The organism is Arthrobacter sp. BGA-UO-ETr-C19, assembly GCF_059568005.1.
The window spans coordinates 40,242-56,879 of record NZ_JCAQPC010000007.1 but is presented as its reverse complement, the minus strand read 5'-3'; the positions used below and the strand labels follow the sequence as shown (position 1 = coordinate 56,879).

The window sequence follows — 16,638 nt, the reverse complement described above, 5'->3', positions numbered from 1 at the left end:
TCAGCATTTACCCCGAAGGGTCTCATCATGAAGAACAGCGCACTGATCAAGGGAACCGCCGCCATCGCCGTTGGCGCTGCACTGCTGCTGGGCGGCGGCGGCACCCTGGCCTCCTGGAATGCTTCCGACACCCAAACCCCCGGCACCGTCATCGCCGGCGACCTGAACGTCCAGGCCGCTACCGGCGTCTGGAAGGACGGCTCCGGCAATACTGTGGATATCTCCTCCTACAGGGTTGTGCCGGGTGACACGTTGACCTACACGCAGGTCCTCACCGTGACGCTGTCGGGCGACAAGATGGCTGCGAACATCACGGCTTCGGGCACCGGCGCAAACAACGGGTTCACTCCCGCCAACGTGACCGTTAGCGCTCCCGTTCTCACTGCCGGTACGCCCAGCGCGGTCGTCGCCAACCCCCTGACAACGTCGAGGACGGTCACCGCGACCATCACCTTCGCATTCAAGTCCAGCACCACCGGCCGCGCGGACGTCGGCGCGACCTACAACTTCGGCAGCGTCGCCTTCAACCTGAACCAGATCACCCAGACGGGCCTGTCCTAAGTCGCTTCCGGCCGTCGCTCAGGGCGGCCGGAAGTTCAAACGTCGGCAGTTATCGAATGAGGGTCAGGAGGAGCCATGGGCATCCCGCGCCACCTGCGGGCCGCGGCACTTGTCGCCGCGGCAGTGCTCCTGGGCCTCCTGACCGTCGAGGGCAGCTATGCGCTCTGGTCTGCTGCTGCTTCCGCGGCACCCGGAACCGTGACATCAGCCTCGTTCGACGTCAACCTCTCGGGGCCCGCAACGCCGTTAACCAGCATGACACTGGCGGGGGGACAGTCGGCTGTCGTGTCGGTAAATCCGTCCGGTGCGCTGACGCCGGGAAGCGCTGTCTACTCCAACGTTTCGATAACCAACAATTCCGACGCCGGAGGCCAGTTCAATGTCAGCGTCGCCACGGGTCCAGCAGCAAAGACCAATGTTGCGTCGGGTGATTTGGCGCAATACCTCACTGTCAGCGCCAAGTTCGCGGCAAATGCAGCGGCCTGCGGCACCACGGCCTACACCAACATCGCTGCTGCCGGACTAACACCAGTGGCCGTCGCAAAAATGACCAGCACAACGCTGTGTTTTGAAGTCAAGCTCGCCTCCAACGCTCCAGCCACCGTGAAAGGACAATCCGTGACCATCACGATTCCCCTCACCGCGACTCAGCTCTGCGGGGTGCCCAGTGGCTGCGCCTAGTATTCTTCCGACGGCGGACCTGGCAGTTGTCGGTCTGGCTGGCGGTCCGGATTCCGGCGAAGCAGGTTCGGCGATAGATGGTTCCACGAGCAGCGTCCGTGCCGGGCGCCGGGCTGTCCGGTGGCTCGCGGCGGCAGGCAGAACCGCCAACTTCGTGCTGCTGATGATCGCGGTGTTTGCTGCTCTGGTGCTCATCCTGGTCCCCAAGGCCACGGGCTCTCAGACCTATGCTGTGCTGACGAACTCGATGGCGCCCAAGTACTCGCCGGGCACCTATCTGGTGGTCAAGCCCACGGCTTTCAGCGAACTGAAGGCCGGGGATGTCATCACGTTCCAGCTGGAGTCGGGAAAGCCTGCGGTTGAGTCTCACCGCGTCATTGGCTTTGGAACCACGCAATCGGGGGAGAAGACCCTCATCACCAAGGGTGATAACAACGACATCACCGATCCCAATCCCGTTCGTGAGCTTCAAGTGAAGGGCAAGCTCTTCTACGCCGTCCCGTATGTCGGCTACGTCGCCAACGCACTGGGGAACTCAGACCGCGGCCTCTGGGTGTCGGTGGGTGCAGCCGGCCTCATCGGGTACGGCGCCCTGCTCATCTTCCGACACGTCCGCAGGCGGCGCCGCGAAGCGGGTGTGCTGGCATGAAGACCCCCGACGTCGTCCAAGCCAAGGTCCCCGGCGCCATGCTGGCACTTTTCGCCTTCATGCTGACGGTGCTGCTGGGCATCGGCGGCACGGCGGCCGTCGCGCTGTGGCAACAGTCCGCAACGGCGACGATGTCGGTCTCCGCTGCTGCCAACTGGGCTTCCCCGACAATAACCTTGGCCTGCGCGCCCAGCACGAACGAAAAGACGGCCACCCTGACGGTAACTTCCGCGCAGACGCCCATGCTGCTCACTATTGCCCGGCAGACCAACGGCACTTACAGCCCACTCGCCATCGAGTACGCGTCCGACCTTAACGCGCAGACATTCACGCTAACCGAGACCTCGCTCATTGTCGTTGCCAACGCCGGTGCCAACCCAATGACCGTCCGCGTGACCGCTACCTTCCCTGACGGTCAAAAAGCGACCGCGGAATGGACCCTGGGCATCGTCGCCAACGGTGGGAAGGTCAAATGCGCGCCGTAACGTCTGCCTGAACGTGCCAGCCTTCCCTGAGGCGCCCCTATAGGATCTGATCATGCAAAAAGCGTCCAACGGCACCCGCGCCGGCACCCGGCCCGAGGATCCGACCGGGCGAAAGGCAGGCCGGACCGTCAGCCGCCAGGTCCTGGCAGACCACGTGTACGAGGAACTGCTGGCCTCGCTCATGGACGGCAGGCTGGAACCAGGGGCGGCCGTCAGCATCGACGGAACTGCCCGCGAGCTGGACGTTTCCCCGACGCCCGTCCGCGAAGCGTTGGCCCGCCTGGAACACACCGGCATGGTCCGCAGGGTGGCGCTCAAGGGTTACCGCGTGGCGCCGGTGTTCACCCGGGAGGACTTTGCGGACCTCATGGAGGCCCGGCTCGCGATCGAGCCGGTCAACGCCCGGCTTGCCTGCGCGCGCCTGAACCCGCACCGTCTCGCCGAGCTTGAGCAAACGGTCACCGACCTGAAGTCCGCGCCGCGCGGCCCGTCCTTTGCCGAGTACAAAGACTACCTCGAGGCCGACGAGCGCTTCCACCAGCTCATCGCCCAGCAGACGGACAACCAGTTCCTCGTCGGCGCCTACGCTGCACTCGGGGGACAGGTCCAACGCTTCCGGCTTTTCGGGGGAGTGGGGATCACGGACGCCGAGAATGCCATCGCCGAGCACCAGTCCGTCCTGGACGCCTTGTCTGGCGGCGACCCCAACAAGGCAGAAGCGGCCATGGCGGCCCACATTCAGAAGGTCCGCGAACGCGCCATGGCGGACGCCCCGGAGGAGTAGCGGCACCCGCTCAGCAGCGTCGGCGCACCCGAAAGTAAGTAGCAGCAGAGGGCGTTCCCAGCCGTGGGAACGCCCTCTGCTGCTATCTAGTTGGGTGGGGCGTAGCGTGGAAGATGGAATGACCCAATGCCCCGGACGTGAGGCTCTTCACACGCGGACGTCATCCCTATAGGATCTTCGATGGCCGTCAATCACGGCAGGGATGGGGAATGTGACCTTGACAACTCCTACTAGATAGTAAATCCTATAGGAAACAGGATTCCACGAGGGAGTGAACAACCATGGCTTACACCGCCGACAACTGGCCCATCACCGCGGCACTGCTGCAGTTCCCGGGCGTCGACGCCCAGGGCACCCACATCAACGACGCTGACTCCTCTGCCTGGGCGGAGGTCTTCACCGAGGTCAAGGAAGCAGGCTTCGCCAACGCCGACCTCACCGACAGCTGGGTCCGCCCTGGCGATCTCAGCAAGCAGCGCCTCGCCGAGTTCAAGCAGACCGCCGACAGCGTCGGCATCGGCATCCCGGTCATCTCCGCCATCCGCCAGAGCGTGATTGAGGAGGGCAAATGGGAGGACAACCTGGCCTACAGCCACCGCACCATCGACGCCGCCGCTGAACTTGGCTGCGAAGTGGTTTCCTTCGGCCTGCACCAGGCCATCACCCCGGAACAGCAGAAGCAGCTCTGGTTCTGGACCGTCGAAGGCCACAAGGACCCGGTCGGCGACAAGGAAGCCTGGAACAACGCCGTCGCCCGTTTCCAGGAGCTCGGCCGCCACGCCGCAGAGGTGGGTGTCCTGCTCTCGCTTGAGATGTACGAGGACACCTACATCGGCACCGCGGACTCCTCCGTGCAGTTCGTCCAGGACATCGGCCTGTCCAACGTTGGCCTCAACCCGGATTTGGGCAACCTGATCCGCCTGCACCGGCCCATCGAGGACTGGCGGGAAATGGTTGCCAAGACCCTGCCGTACTCCAACTATTGGCACATGAAGAACTACATCCGCGACGAGGACGTGGCACGCGACATGTATGTTGCCATGCCTGCACCCATGGAAAGCGGCCTCATCAACTACCGCGAGGCGTTCAAGGTTGCCCTCTCCGTGGGCTTCCAGGGCATCCTCTGCACTGAGCACTACGGCGGCGACGGCCTCTCCGTGACGGCCAGCAACCAGGATTACCTGCGCCGCCACGTACTGCCCAAGAACGAAGGCTACGCTCTCGGCCAGAGCCAGGTGGCGCAGGGCCGTCAGCAGCCGGCCGCCGTCGCCCGCTAAAACAGCTCACCAGAACCGATCAACCAACCCGGATTCAATGAGGAACCATGACCCAGATCTTCGACAATCCCGCTGATTTCGCAGACGAGGCGCTGGACGGCTTCGTGGCCGCCAACCGCGGGTACGTTGCCCGCGTGGACGGCGGCGTCGTCCGCTCCACCGAGATCCCCGCCGGCCAGGTGGCCCTCGTGGTGGGTGGCGGCTCCGGTCACTACCCGGCCTTCGCGGGCCTGGTCGGGCCTGGCCTGGCCGCCGGGTCCGCGTGCGGCAACATGTTCGCCTCGCCGGCCGCGGGACAGGTCTACCGCGTGGCCAAGGCGGCAAACGCGGGCGGCGGTGTGCTGCTGAGCTACGGCAACTACGCCGGCGACGTGCTGCACTTCGGCCAGGCCCAGCTCCGGCTCAACGCCGAAGGCATCGAGACGCGCACCGTTCTGGTCACGGACGACATCGCCAGCGCCCCGCTGGACCAGATCGAGAAGCGCCGCGGCATCGCCGGCGACCTGACGGTCTTCAAGATCGCAGGTGCCGCGGCCGAGGCAGGATTGAGCCTTGACGAGGTGGACCGGCTCGCCATCAAGACCAACCACCGCACGCGTTCGCTGGGCGTTGCCTTCGACGGCTGCACCCTTCCCGGCGCGTCTGAGCCGCTGTTCCACGTCCCGGCCGGCCAGATGTCGCTGGGCCTGGGCATCCACGGCGAACCGGGCATCTCCGAGCACCCCATGCCCACCGCCTCCGAGCTCGCCGAGCTGCTGGTCTCCCGGCTTCTCGAGGACAAGCCGGACGACGCCGGGGACCGCGTGGTTGCCATCGTCAACGGCCTGGGCACGGTCAAGTACGACGAGCTGTTCCTCCTTTTCGGCAAGGTCGAAAAGCTCCTCCGCGCCGCCAACCTGACCGTCGTGGAACCGGAGTGCGGCGAACTCGTCACCAGCCTGGACATGTCCGGACTCTCGCTCACCCTGCTGTGGCTCGACGACGAACTCGAGCAATTCTGGGCCGCGCCGGCCGATACCCCTGCCTTCCGCAAGGGCAACACCGCGCCGCGCGCCCGCCGCGAACTCTCCAGCGTCGAAGACACAGCCGACGAGGAGACCGAAAAGGCAACCGCGGCGTCCGCTGACCTGGGCCGGCTGGCAGCCGCCGTCCTCGCCCAGGTGCGGGACGTCGTCGTCGAGCACGAAGCGGAACTCGGCGACCTGGACGCGATCGCCGGCGACGGCGACCACGGCATCGGCATGCGCCGCGGCGTTGATGCGGCTGCCGCTGCCGGCGAGCAGAACGCAGCAGCTGGAACCTCGGTTGAACGGGTGCTCACCGCCGCAGGCGAGGCCTGGAGCGAGCGCGCCGGCGGAACTTCGGGCGCACTGTGGGGTACGGCTGTGATGGCCGCCGGCCTCGCGCTCGGCAACCGGGATTCGTACGCTCCCGGGGACGCGTCGGCCGCCGTGTCCGCCTTCAGTAACGCCATTACCGAACTCGGCAAGGCGGAGCCGGGGGACAAGACCATGGTTGACGCCCTCCTGCCGTTCCGGGACGCGTTCAACGAAGCGTTCGACGGCGGGGCCTCCCTGGCCGATGCCCTCACCAGCGCCGCTGCCACGGCGAACGAAGCAGCCCGCCGGACCGCGGACCTGCGCCCCCTCAAGGGCCGCGCCCGCCCGCTGGCGGAAAAGAGCCTTGGCCACCCGGACCCCGGCGCAGTCTCGTTTGGACTGATCGCAGAGCGTGTGGCCACCTACCTGGCATCTGAGGCGGCCGATTCCACACCGGCCGCATCCCACATGGCCTCGACGGCCGGAAACGGAGCAACAGAATGAACACCACAGAAGGCTGGCGCATTGTCATCGGCAACGATGAGGCCGGCGTCGAATACAAGGAAGCACTGAAGGCCCTGCTGGAGGCGGACCCCCGCGTTGCCTCCGTCGAGGACATTGGCGTGGCAGCCAACGACTCCACCGCGTACCCGCACCTGGCTGTGGCAGCCGCCCGCAAAGTGGCAGAAGGCGAAGCCGACCGCGCACTCCTGATCTGCGGCACCGGCCTCGGCGTGGCCATCGCCGCCAACAAGGTCCCCGGCATTCGTGCCGTCACGGCGCACGACAGCTACTCCGTGGAACGCTCCGTCCTCAGCAACAACGCCCAGGTCCTCACCATGGGCCAGCGCGTCATCGGGCTGGAACTTGCCAAGAAGCTCGTGGGCGAATGGCTGGAGCACCGCTTCGATGAAAACTCCTCGTCCGCCGCCAAGGTGGACGCCATTTGCTCGTACGAACCCGACTACACGAAGGCCGACTGAACATGACCGAAACACCCACCAGCTCACGCAAGTTCGCCGTCGTCGGATCCGGCTACATGGGCGGCGGCATCGCCCAGGTCCTGGCCCTCGGCGGTGCGCGCGTTGCCCTGGCCGACGTGTCCGCCGAAGTGGCACAGAAGAACTACGAGCGACTGCTCACCGAGTCCGACCAGTTCGTGGCCGACGGCCTGTTCCCCGAAGGATCCACCGAAATCCTCAAGCAGAACCTTTGGGCCGCGAAGGACATCGAGGAAGCCGTGGCCGACGCCGACTTCATCGAGGAGGCAGTGCCCGAGGTCATCGCCATCAAGCACGAGACCCTGGCCCGCATCAGCGCTGCCGCCCGGCCGGACGCCATCATCGGCTCCAACACCTCCACGATCTCCATCGCCGAGCTCTCCCAGCCGGTCGCCAACTCGGAGCGCTTCCTCGGCGTGCACTTCTCCAACCCGTCGCCGTTCATCCCCGGCGTCGAAATCATCCCCCACGAGGGCACCTCCCCTGAGACGGTGGCCGCTGTCCGCGACCTGGTCCACTCCGCCAACAAGCAGACGGCCGTGGTTAAGGACGTCACCGGCTTCGTGCTGAACCGCCTGCAGTACGCCCTCTTCCACGAGGCCGCACAGCTGGTGGAGCAGGGCATTGCGACGGCGGAGGACGTGGACACGCTGGTCCGTACCACCTTCGGCTTCCGGCTGCCGTTCTTCGGCCCCTTCGCCATCGCCGACATGGCAGGCCTGGACGTCTACAACTTCTGCTACAAGTCGCTGCAGACCGACTTCCCGGAGCGCTTCGCCACGCCGAAGATCCTCACGGACCTCGTGGAGGCGGGCAAGCTCGGCACCAAGACCGGCGCGGGCTTCCTGAACGTTCCGGCCGAGCGCACCCCCGAGCTGATTGCGTACCGCAACAAGGCCTACGTCGCGATGCAGAAACTCATCGAGGAACTCGGCCCGGCCCCGATCAACTAGTCTCCACCCCGCACGGACCGTGCCCGCAGCTGGGCACGGTCCCGCTGCGCCATGCCCAAACCCAACGCCTAGGAGCACATCCATGAGTACTTTTCCGTCCGAGCGCACGGCCATCGTCACCGGTGCAGTCTCGGAGCGCGGCATCGGCCGGGCCACCGCCAACTACCTAGCAGAGCAGGGCTGGAACATTGGCGTCGTCGACCTTGACGACGCCCACTGCCAGGCCACGGCCAAGGAGATCGCCAGCCAGTACGGTGTCAGGGCCCACGGCGTGGGCGCGAACGTCGCGGACGAGGCGTCGGTCCGCGCGGCGATCGATTCCATCGAGGCGGAGCTGCCCCAGATCGTGGCACTCGCGAACGTTGCCGGAGTCAGCTCGCCCGTACCGTACCTGGAACTCGACTCCGCCGAATGGGACCGCGTCCTCAACATCAACCTCAACGGCGTCCACTACGCCACCCGCCGCGTGGCCGAATCCATGGCCAAGCACCGGATCGGCCGCATCGTGAACATCTCCTCTGTCTCCGCGCAGCGCGGCGGCGGGACGTTCTCCAAGACCCCGTACTCCGTGGCGAAGGCCGGTGTGATCGGCCTGACCCGCGCCACGGCCCGTGAACTGGGGGAGTACGACATCACGGTCAACGCCATCTCGCCGGGCCCCATCGACACCGACATCATGGGCGGCACCCTGAGCCAGGAACGCAAGGACGAACTGGTCAAGGACCTCGTGGTCAACAGGGTTGGTTCCACCCGCGACATCGCAGCAGCCATCGCTTTCCTCATCAGCGAGGACGCCGGATACATCTCCGGCCAGACGCTGAATGTGGATGGCGGCCTCTACATGCATTAGGAAGGACCGACGTGGCCTCCAATCGGAACACTTATTCCACCCGGCGGGCAACTGCACAAGCCGTCCCCGCGGGCATCAGTTCGTGGACCAGGGAACGCAAGATCTACCTGGCCATCGGCGTCCTCGCCAGCCTGGCGGGCGTCCTGCTCATCGCCTTCTCGCTCTGAAGTTTTTGCCGCTAGACACCTGATTTGCTCACTTTTACTCAAAGAGGAGTTTGAATGACTGTCACCACCCCATCCACCACCAAGGAGCTGCTGGACTCGCCGGTTCTCAAATCGGCCATTTCCAAAGCCTCCTTCCGGCTCATGCCGATGCTCGTCATCCTGTACGTCGTGGCCTTCCTGGACCGTACCAACGTGGGCTTCGCCGAGGCTGCACTCGAAGCGGACAAAGGCATCAGCGCGGGCGCCTACGCACTCGGCGCCGGCATTTTCTTCATCGGCTACGCCCTCTTCGAAATCCCCAGCAACCTGCTCCTGACCAAGTTCGGCGCCAAGGTGTGGCTGGCTCGCATCGCGGTCACGTGGGGCATCGTCTCCGCCTGCTTTGCCTTCGTGCAGGACGAGACGTCCTTCGTGATCCTGAGGTTCCTGCTGGGCGTGACCGAGGCCGGCCTCTTCCCCGGCGTCATCATGTTCCTCGCCGCGTGGTTCCCGAACAAGGTCCGCGTCAAGATGTTCGCCATCTTCTACCTGGCACAGCCGTTCTCCCAGATGATGGGCGCCCCGCTGTCCGGCTGGCTGATCAACATCGGCGACCAGGTTCCCGGCGTCCAGGGCTGGCAGGTCATGTTCTTCGTCGAGGGCATGCTCGCCGTGCTGGCCGGCATCGCCGCTTTCTTCTTCCTGATCAACAGCCCGCAGGACGCCAAGTTCCTCAACAAGGACGAGAAGAAGGCACTGCTGGACGTCATGGCCCTTGAGGACACCGTCAAGGAAGAGTCCGGCCCCCGCGGCGTCCTCGCAGCCATGAAGAACGGCCGCGTCTGGTACTTCACGGTCATCTACTTCTGCCTCCAGATCGCCGTGTACGGCGTGACCTTCTACCTGCCCCAGCAGGTGTCCCAGCTGACCGGCCAAAAGGTGGGTCTCGCCGTCGGACTCATGGCTGCCATCCCGTGGTTCTTCGGCATCTTCGCCTGCTATTTCATCGGCAAGGCCGCCAACACCGTGGTCCGCCGCCGGGTCTGGGGCACCGGCCTGTTCCTCTCCACCGGCCTGTGCATCTTCGGCTCCGCCTGGGCCGGCGCCAACCACCTGCCCGCGCTGGGCATCGTGTTCATCACCCTCGCGGTGTGCAGCTTCCTCTCCATTGGCCCGATCGCCTGGTCGTATCCGACGGCGTTCCTCACCGGAACTGCCGCCGCGGCGGGCATTGGGCTCATCAACTCGCTGGGCAACCTGGGCGGCTTCGTGGCCCCGATCCTGCGGACCACCGTCAACCAGGTCACCGCCTCGGACACCGGCACGATGGGCGTCTACGCACTCGGCGTGCTGCCGTTCCTCGCCGCGGTCATGATGATCGGCACTCGGAAGTTCAAGAACAAGGCCGACGACCTGCTCGAAACCAGCGCCACCGGTCAGAAGGGCACTGCCCAAGATCAGGCACTGCTGGAAAAGTAGTCAGCAGCAAACCAGAGCGGCGCAGCCCGCACCGCAGCAACACCAGCAAAAGGCAGGAACCCCGTGACCCAGCTCAGCCAGGCCATCAAAGACCCCGGCACGATCTTCGTCGGCGTCAGCACCAAGATGTACCTGGGCTACGGGGACAGCCTCCGCTGGCTGGATGAACTGCGCCAGCAGGTGGACGCCCGCCCGGCCCTCGCGGCCGGGCGGGTGGTTCCGTTCGTGATTCCATCCTTCCCGATGCTTCCGGCCGCCGGGGAGATCATTGCCGGGTCACCGCTGGTGCTGGGTGCCCAGAACTGCGGCTGGGCCGACGGCCCGTGGACCGGTGAGCTCTCGCCGTCGCTGCTCGCCGAATTGGGCGTGGGACTCGTGGAGATCGGGCACGCCGAACGGCGGCGGCACTTCGGCGAGGACGACGCCATGATCGCGCTCAAGGTCAGGGCGGCCGACGACGTCGGCGTTACTCCGCTGCTGTGCGTGGGGGAGGAGTCGCGCGGGACGGAGACCACCCTAAGTACCGGAGCAGCCGACGCCGACAGTGCCGACGCCGACACTGCCGACGCCGACAGTACTGCCGGCGCGGAAGGCGCCGCCCGGTTCGTCTACGGACAGATCGAGGCCGCGGTCGGCGGCGACTGGGACCTCGCCGCCCGGCTGGTCATCGCCTATGAACCCGTCTGGGCCATAGGAGCAACCGAGCCCGCCAGCGCGGAGTACGTGTCCGCCGTCGTGCGGATCCTGCGCGAGCTGCTCGGTGCCCACGGTCTGCAGGGGCTGCCGGTCATCTACGGCGGCTCTGCGAAACCCGGCCTGCTGCCCACACTGGACGGAGTGTCGGGGCTGTTCCTTGGCCGGTTCGCGCACGAAGCCGCGAACTTCGGAAAAGTGCTGGACGAAGCACTGTCGCTGCCGGGCGCGGAGCGCTCCTGACGGCGGGCTCTAGAGGAAAGCTTCCCGGCCCGTCCCTTCGCTGAGCACGAGCTCGCCGTCCTCAATGGACACTAGGAGACTCCGCGGCCTGCCGTGGAGCTTCATTTCCGCACTGAGGTTGCGGCTGGTGACTTCAACCCCCACCGTCGCGCCTTTTGCCGGCAGTTCAACGGAGACTTCCTCGGCCATGCCCAAGAGCTCCCGGGTGGTGACATCGCGGTCGTACCGGGCCTCCTTGCCGTTGACCGTGATGGCGACTTCATCGTCGTTGAAGCCGTCCTGGAGAATGATGAGCAATTCCTGCATGATGCGCCGCCTAAGTCGATGACCCCCTCTGCATAAAGTCACTACACCACTTAAGGGCGGTTGTGGGTAGTGCGGTTTGGTCGACACTCAAACACCTGAACGCCCCCGATCCGGGTGTGTAGGGCAAAATGTTCTGGTGACCCAACAGCCGCAGCACCCCGCCATGCCCGCGCCCAGCCCTGCCTCCGCCGCCGGGACAAAGCCGAAGGATTCTCCCGCACCCGCACCGGTCGGCGGCCAAGGCGCGGACGATGTCGCAGCCCGAATCGCGGAACAGATCGCCGCCGAGCTCGGCGTGAAGGCATGGCAGGTGAAGGCGGCTGTGGAACTGCTCGACGGCGGGTCGACGGTTCCCTTTATCGCCCGATACCGCAAAGAAGCCACCGGGACGCTCGACGACGGCCAACTCCGCGAGCTCGACGAGCGCCTGCGCTACGTCCGCGAACTTGAGGACCGCCGTCGGACTGTCCTGGAGGCGATTGCCGCGCAGGGGAAGTTGACCCCGGAACTGCAGGCCGCCGTCGTGGCTGCCGATACGAAGTCGCGGCTTGAGGACATCTACCTGCCCTTCAAGTCCAAGCGGCGGACCAAGGCGCAGATCGCCCGCGAGGCCGGACTGGAGCCGCTCGCGGATGCGCTGCTCAAGCGCCCCGAGCTGGATCCGGAGCGGGAAGCGGCGAAGTACCTGAACGCCGAGCACGCAATCGACGACCCGACCTCCGCGCTCGCCGGCGCCCGCGCCATCATCGTGGAGCGCGTTGCCCAGGATCCCGACCTCGCCGAGACGCTGCGTGAGCGGCTGTGGACGCAGGGGCGGATGGTGTCCCGGGTAAAGAAGGGCAAGGAATCCGAGGGGCAGAAGTTCGCGGACTACTTCGAATTTTCGCAGGCGCCGTCCGGGATGCCGTCGCACCGGGTGCTCGCGCTGCTGCGGGGTGAGAAGGACGGCGTCCTGGAGCTCGACCTCGCCGAGGCGGATCCGGCCGACGACGACGCCCTCGCCGCCGCGCGCGCCCGGTACGAATCAGCGGTGGCCAGGTTCCTCGGGGTCGCCGACCGCGGCCGGCCCGCCGACTCGTGGCTGCTCCAGACCGCCCAGGTGGCGTGGCGCTCCCGGGTTCTTGCCCGGCTGACGGCCGACCTACGGGGACGGATGTTCGCCGCCGCGGAAGACGAAGCTGTGCGCGTTTTCGCCGCCAACCTGCGGGACGTGCTGCTGGCCGCGCCTGCCGGAAATCGCTCCACCCTGGGCTTGGACCCCGGGCTGCGGACGGGCGTGAAGGTGGCTGTGGTCGACAAAACCGGCAAGGTGGCGGCCACGGATACCGTCTACCCGCACGCACCGGCACGCAAGTGGGACGAAGCCCTGGCGACGCTGACGCGTCTGGCGCGGCAGCACGCCGTCGAACTCGTGGCCATCGGCAACGGAACGGCCTCGCGCGAAACGGACAAGCTCGCGGCCGAACTGATCAAGCAGCTCTCCGCAGCTGCCGGCTCCGGCACTGGTACCGCGGCGCCGCAGAAGCTGGTGGTGTCCGAGGCGGGCGCGTCCGTGTACTCGGCGTCCGCCCTGGCCGCGGCCGAACTCCCCGGCATGGACGTGTCCCTGCGCGGCGCGGTGTCCATTGCCCGCAGGCTGCAGGATCCGCTCGCCGAGCTGGTGAAGATCGATCCGAAGTCGATCGGCGTGGGCCAGTACCAGCACGATGTCACGGCCGCGAAGCTGGACCGCAGCCTGGATGCCGTGGTGGAAGACTGCGTAAACGCTGTGGGCGTAGACGTGAACACGGCTTCACCGGCGCTGCTGAGCCGGGTGGCCGGCGTCGGACCGCTGCTGAGCGAGAACATCGTGGCATACCGCAACGAGCATGGACCGTTCGCCAAGCGCAGCGAGCTGAAGAAGGTGCCGCGGCTCGGAGCGAAGGCGTTCGAACAGTGTGCCGGGTTCCTGCGGATCACCGGGGGAGCGGAGCCGCTGGACGCCTCCAGCGTGCACCCCGAGGCGTACTCGGTAGCCCGGAAAATCCTGACGGCGGCCGGCGCCTCTCGCGGGTCCGGCGCTTCCGGTACTTCTGGGGGCACCGCCGGTCTTGCTCCGCTGGCCGATGCCGGACGGCTGAACGCTGCCGATTTTGTCGATGGCACCTTCGGGCTCCCCACCGTGCGCGACATCATCGCCGAACTGGAGAAGCCGGGCCGCGATCCTCGTCCGGCATTCAAGGCCGCGGCGTTCTCAGAGGGCATCGAGAAGATCTCGGACCTGGTGCCGGGCATGGTCCTCGAAGGAACCGTCACCAACGTGGCTGCCTTCGGCGCGTTCGTGGATGTGGGGGTTCACCAGGACGGGCTGGTTCACGTGTCCGCCCTCGCGAACCGGTTCGTCGCCGATCCGCGCGAGGTGGTGAAGTCCGGACAGGTGGTTCGCGTGAAGGTCCTCGAGGCCGATCCGGAGCGGAAGCGTATCTCCCTTACGCTGAGGCTCGACGACGAACCGGCCGCTTCCGGCGACCGACCGGCCGCGGGACGCTCGGCTGGGGGACGCTCGGCTGGGGGACGCGGCGGTGGTGACCGCGGCAGCGACCGCGGCCGGGAAGGCGGCCGCACCGCCGAACGTTCGGCGGCCGGCAACCGCGACGACAACCGCGGCGGCGGCCGAAACCGGACTGCTACCCCTGGCCAGGCTGGCGGAAAGCCCGGGGCACGCCAGGGGAATGACTCAGGCCAAGCTACGGCAGAGCGCAACAACGCTAAGCGACAGCCGAAGCAGTCCGGCCAGCGGCCGGCCCCAGCGGATACAGCCATGGCCGAAGCCCTGCGCCGGGCCGGTCTGGGCAAGTAGGCTCCCGTCCGGGCAGACCGTGTCGCGGGCGCCGGATCCCGGAACGGCGGAAGCCGGTGACTACAGTAGCCCCATGAGTTTTACGAGGCCGGAGTCTTTCACCACCCGTCCTACCCTGCAGGGCACGTTCGGCATGTCCGCCACGACCCATTGGCTCGCTACCGGCACTGCGCAGGCAGTGCTGGAGCGGGGCGGCAACGCGTTCGACGCGGCCACGGCCGCCGCGTTCGTATTGCATGTGGTGGAACCGCACCTCAACGGGCCAGGCGGTGACATGACCGGCGTCTTCAGCGCGGCGGAGGAACCTTGGAAACCGGTGGTCCTGATGGGCCAGGGCCCGGCTCCCGCGGGCGCGACAGTCCAACACTTCCGCGCCGAGGGCCTGGAACTGGTGCCCGGCTCAGGTGCGCTGGCGGCGGCGGTTCCCGGCGCCGTCGACGCCTGGCTCTTGCTGCTGCGAGACTACGGAACGTGGGAACTGGCTGAAGTCTTGGACTTCGCCATCCGGTATGCTCGCGACGGCCACCCGGTGCTCGCACGCGTCTGCAGCACGATCGGGGCAGTTGCGGGGCTGTTCCGGGAGCACTGGCCCACGTCGGCCGAGCTGTGGATGCCGGAGGGACGCATCCCGGAGGAGGGCGAGCTGATCCGGAATCCCGCGCTTGCCCGCACCCTCCAGAAACTGGTCCAGGCCGGCGCCGGTCTTGGCGAGGCATTCGCCCCGGAGCCGGCGCATACACGCGAGGAGCGCATCGACGCCGCCCGCAGGGAATGGGGCGAGGGCTTCGTGGCCCGTGCCGTGGCCGAAAGCGTCCGCACACCGCACCGGCACTCGTCCGGAACCAACCACCGCGGCGTCATGACGGTTGCCGACATGGCCGGATTCTGGGCGTCGTACGAGGAAGCGACCACGTTCGAGTTCCGCGGTCACACCATCGCCAAAACCGGGCCGTGGGGGCAGGGGCCGGCCCTGCTGCAGACGCTCGCGATCCTGGCCGGCTTCGATGACGACCACCTCGACCCGTCCACCGAGCTCGGGGCGCACACCATTCTGGAGGCCCAGAAGCTCGCCCTGGCGGACCGCGAGGCTTACTACGGCGACGCGGACGTCCCGCTCGACTACCTGATGTCGGAGGAGCACGCGGCCTCGCGCCGGGAGCTGATCACGGAAAATGCGTCGCTCGAGTTTCGTCCGGGCTCCGTTCCCGGGCGCGAGCCGTACGTGCCCACTCTTCGCACCGAGTATGTCCCGGCTGCGGGGGCGAATGCCACCGCAGGGGTTGGTGAACCCACGATCGGTGAATCCACGCCCGGTGAACCCAGCGTGGCGTCCAACGGGGAAACCCGCGGCGACACGTGCCACATCGATGTGGTGGACCGGTGGGGCAACATGGTTTCGGCCACGCCGTCCGGCGGTTGGCTGCAGTCGTCCCCCGCGATCCCTGAGCTCGGGTTCTGTCTGGGCACGCGGTTGCAGATGACCTGGCTTGAGCCCGGAACGCCGTCCACGCTGACGCCGGGCAAGCGGCCGCGGACCACGCTGACGCCCACGCTGGTGTTGCGCGATGGCGCTGCTGTCTCCGCGCTCGGCTCGCCGGGGGGAGACCAGCAGGACCAGTGGCAGTTGCTGTACCTGTTGCGGACCATCGTCGGCGGGTACACGCCGCAACAGGCCATCGATGCGCCGGCGTTCCACACCACGTCGATGCCGGGGTCTTTCTGGCCGCGCACATGGGAGCCTGGTGGTGCCGTCGTAGAGGACCGATTGGGCAACGACGTTATCGCCGGACTCGAGCGGCGGGGACACCGGATCACCAGGGCAGGTGACTGGACGCTGGGACGGCTGTCCGCCGTCGTACGCGATCCCAGGACTGGTGTGCTGCGGGCTGCCGCGAACCCGCGGGGTGCGCAGGGATACGCGGCGGGCCGGTAGGAGCGGAATCTCTTTCCGTTCACGTTCACGTTGAGGGGCAGCGAATATTCGTGCCCGCGGCCGCGGTGCGGGGTTTCTGGCGTGGCGGTTATCTGCAAGGCTGGGGGCATGAACTACTTCCTGGAGTACACGATTCCCGCTGCCCCCGACGACGCCGAATTCGAGTTTCCGCACGACGAGATTCGACCCGGGACTACCATCCCGCTCTCGGAGACCAATGCCGACGTAGTGCACACTCCCGAGCTTCCCGCCCGTACCGGCATCATCGGTGCCACCGTGCCCGAAGCGAAGCTCGAAGCCGAGCAGCTCATCACCCACAGCCGGGCGACGGAGGCGTCCCTGTACGAGGACCCCTCGAATTCGCTTCAGGCAGGTGTAGGCACTCTCGTAGCTACCTTTACGGAAGGCAGTGGCTGGCAGGACGCCTAGGAGTTGCAAG

Annotated in this window: 17 protein-coding genes; 16 read left to right on the top strand and 1 reads right to left on the bottom strand. The window is 66.8% G+C overall.

What is annotated here, in order from left to right; translation table 11 throughout:
* Positions 1 to 27: 27 nt before the first annotated feature.
* The 13 genes from AC57BR_RS02325 to AC57BR_RS02265 all read left to right on the top strand — a co-directional run bounded on the left by AC57BR_RS02325 (position 28) and on the right by AC57BR_RS02265 (position 11,121).
* Positions 28 to 561 carry an alternate-type signal peptide domain-containing protein gene (locus AC57BR_RS02325; RefSeq protein ID WP_496358160.1) on the top strand — a complete coding sequence of 178 codons (534 nt, stop codon included), beginning with the start codon at positions 28 to 30 and terminating at the stop codon, positions 559 to 561.
* A 75-nt stretch (positions 562 to 636) separates the two neighbouring features.
* Positions 637 to 1,242 (top strand): hypothetical protein, encoded by a 606-nt coding sequence (locus AC57BR_RS02320; protein WP_496358159.1) that lies wholly within the window; start codon positions 637 to 639, stop codon positions 1,240 to 1,242.
* Positions 1,229 to 1,891 (top strand): signal peptidase I, encoded by a 663-nt coding sequence (locus AC57BR_RS02315; protein ID WP_496358158.1) that lies wholly within the window; start codon positions 1,229 to 1,231, stop codon positions 1,889 to 1,891. The genes AC57BR_RS02320 and AC57BR_RS02315 overlap by 14 nt, the downstream gene beginning before the upstream one ends.
* Entirely contained in the window at positions 1,888 to 2,376 is a 489-nt protein-coding gene (locus AC57BR_RS02310) for a hypothetical protein (protein ID WP_496358157.1), read from the top strand. The genes AC57BR_RS02315 and AC57BR_RS02310 overlap by 4 nt, the downstream gene beginning before the upstream one ends.
* A 52-nt stretch (positions 2,377 to 2,428) precedes the next feature.
* Positions 2,429 to 3,160: a GntR family transcriptional regulator gene (locus AC57BR_RS02305; protein ID WP_496358156.1), complete on the top strand. Its 732-nt coding sequence runs from the start codon at positions 2,429 to 2,431 to the stop codon at positions 3,158 to 3,160.
* Between the two features lie 281 nt (positions 3,161 to 3,441).
* Positions 3,442 to 4,437, top strand: a complete 996-nt coding sequence (locus AC57BR_RS02300; protein ID WP_496358155.1) for a sugar phosphate isomerase/epimerase family protein — start codon at positions 3,442 to 3,444, stop codon at positions 4,435 to 4,437.
* Positions 4,438 to 4,484: 47 nt separating this feature from the next.
* Positions 4,485 to 6,260 (top strand): dihydroxyacetone kinase subunit DhaL, encoded by a 1,776-nt coding sequence (gene dhaL, locus AC57BR_RS02295; RefSeq protein ID WP_496358154.1) that lies wholly within the window; start codon positions 4,485 to 4,487, stop codon positions 6,258 to 6,260.
* The gene (locus tag AC57BR_RS02290) at positions 6,257 to 6,739 is read left to right on the top strand and encodes a ribose-5-phosphate isomerase (protein WP_496358153.1); all 483 of its coding nucleotides are present in this window, start codon (positions 6,257 to 6,259) and stop codon (positions 6,737 to 6,739) included. The genes dhaL and AC57BR_RS02290 overlap by 4 nt, the downstream gene beginning before the upstream one ends.
* A gap of 2 nt (positions 6,740 to 6,741) precedes the next feature.
* Positions 6,742 to 7,710, top strand: a complete 969-nt coding sequence (locus AC57BR_RS02285) for a 3-hydroxyacyl-CoA dehydrogenase family protein (protein ID WP_496358152.1) — start codon at positions 6,742 to 6,744, stop codon at positions 7,708 to 7,710.
* An 82-nt stretch (positions 7,711 to 7,792) separates the two neighbouring features.
* Positions 7,793 to 8,560: an SDR family NAD(P)-dependent oxidoreductase gene (locus AC57BR_RS02280; RefSeq protein WP_496358151.1), complete on the top strand. Its 768-nt coding sequence runs from the start codon at positions 7,793 to 7,795 to the stop codon at positions 8,558 to 8,560.
* A gap of 11 nt (positions 8,561 to 8,571) precedes the next feature.
* On the top strand, positions 8,572 to 8,727 hold the full coding sequence (locus AC57BR_RS02275; RefSeq protein WP_496358150.1) for a hypothetical protein: 156 nt from the start codon (positions 8,572 to 8,574) through the stop codon (positions 8,725 to 8,727).
* 54 nt (positions 8,728 to 8,781) lie between these two features.
* A complete protein-coding gene (locus AC57BR_RS02270; RefSeq protein ID WP_496358149.1) occupies positions 8,782 to 10,185 on the top strand; it encodes an MFS transporter in 1,404 nt (467 codons plus the stop codon).
* A gap of 126 nt (positions 10,186 to 10,311) precedes the next feature.
* A complete protein-coding gene (locus tag AC57BR_RS02265) occupies positions 10,312 to 11,121 on the top strand; it encodes a triose-phosphate isomerase family protein (RefSeq protein ID WP_496358279.1) in 810 nt (269 codons plus the stop codon).
* 9 nt (positions 11,122 to 11,130) lie between these two features.
* Here the strand turns inward: AC57BR_RS02265 and AC57BR_RS02260 are convergent, their stop codons facing one another.
* Entirely contained in the window at positions 11,131 to 11,427 is a 297-nt protein-coding gene (locus AC57BR_RS02260; RefSeq protein WP_306921216.1) for a hypothetical protein, read from the bottom strand.
* Positions 11,428 to 11,590: 163 nt separating this feature from the next.
* Between AC57BR_RS02260 and AC57BR_RS02255 the strand changes: the two genes are divergently transcribed.
* The 3 genes from AC57BR_RS02255 to AC57BR_RS02245 all read left to right on the top strand — a co-directional run bounded on the left by AC57BR_RS02255 (position 11,591) and on the right by AC57BR_RS02245 (position 16,628).
* Entirely contained in the window at positions 11,591 to 14,266 is a 2,676-nt protein-coding gene (locus AC57BR_RS02255; RefSeq protein WP_496358278.1) for a Tex family protein, read from the top strand.
* 73 nt (positions 14,267 to 14,339) lie between these two features.
* On the top strand, positions 14,340 to 16,199 hold the full coding sequence (locus tag AC57BR_RS02250; RefSeq protein ID WP_496358148.1) for a gamma-glutamyltransferase family protein: 1,860 nt from the start codon (positions 14,340 to 14,342) through the stop codon (positions 16,197 to 16,199).
* A gap of 108 nt (positions 16,200 to 16,307) precedes the next feature.
* A complete protein-coding gene (locus tag AC57BR_RS02245; protein WP_307100118.1) occupies positions 16,308 to 16,628 on the top strand; it encodes a hypothetical protein in 321 nt (106 codons plus the stop codon).
* Positions 16,629 to 16,638 lie beyond the last annotated feature (10 nt).

Excerpts from the sequence above, each read along its gene's own strand:
- AC57BR_RS02325 (WP_496358160.1), top strand. The coding sequence starts at position 28 with ATGAAGAACAGCGCACTGATCAAGGGAACCGCCGCCATCGCCGTTGGC.
- AC57BR_RS02320 (WP_496358159.1), top strand. The coding sequence starts at position 637 with ATGGGCATCCCGCGCCACCTGCGGGCCGCGGCACTTGTCGCCGCGGCA.
- AC57BR_RS02310 (WP_496358157.1), top strand. The coding sequence starts at position 1,888 with ATGAAGACCCCCGACGTCGTCCAAGCCAAGGTCCCCGGCGCCATGCTG.
- AC57BR_RS02305 (WP_496358156.1), top strand. The coding sequence starts at position 2,429 with ATGCAAAAAGCGTCCAACGGCACCCGCGCCGGCACCCGGCCCGAGGAT.
- AC57BR_RS02300 (WP_496358155.1), top strand. The coding sequence starts at position 3,442 with ATGGCTTACACCGCCGACAACTGGCCCATCACCGCGGCACTGCTGCAG.
- dhaL (WP_496358154.1), top strand. The coding sequence starts at position 4,485 with ATGACCCAGATCTTCGACAATCCCGCTGATTTCGCAGACGAGGCGCTG.
- AC57BR_RS02290 (WP_496358153.1), top strand. The coding sequence starts at position 6,257 with ATGAACACCACAGAAGGCTGGCGCATTGTCATCGGCAACGATGAGGCC.
- AC57BR_RS02285 (WP_496358152.1), top strand. The coding sequence starts at position 6,742 with ATGACCGAAACACCCACCAGCTCACGCAAGTTCGCCGTCGTCGGATCC.
- AC57BR_RS02280 (WP_496358151.1), top strand. The coding sequence starts at position 7,793 with ATGAGTACTTTTCCGTCCGAGCGCACGGCCATCGTCACCGGTGCAGTC.
- AC57BR_RS02270 (WP_496358149.1), top strand. The coding sequence starts at position 8,782 with ATGACTGTCACCACCCCATCCACCACCAAGGAGCTGCTGGACTCGCCG.
- AC57BR_RS02265 (WP_496358279.1), top strand. The coding sequence starts at position 10,312 with ATGTACCTGGGCTACGGGGACAGCCTCCGCTGGCTGGATGAACTGCGC.
- AC57BR_RS02260 (WP_306921216.1), bottom strand. The coding sequence starts at position 11,427 with ATGCAGGAATTGCTCATCATTCTCCAGGACGGCTTCAACGACGATGAA.
- AC57BR_RS02255 (WP_496358278.1), top strand. The coding sequence starts at position 11,591 with ATGCCCGCGCCCAGCCCTGCCTCCGCCGCCGGGACAAAGCCGAAGGAT.
- AC57BR_RS02250 (WP_496358148.1), top strand. The coding sequence starts at position 14,340 with ATGAGTTTTACGAGGCCGGAGTCTTTCACCACCCGTCCTACCCTGCAG.
- AC57BR_RS02245 (WP_307100118.1), top strand. The coding sequence starts at position 16,308 with ATGAACTACTTCCTGGAGTACACGATTCCCGCTGCCCCCGACGACGCC.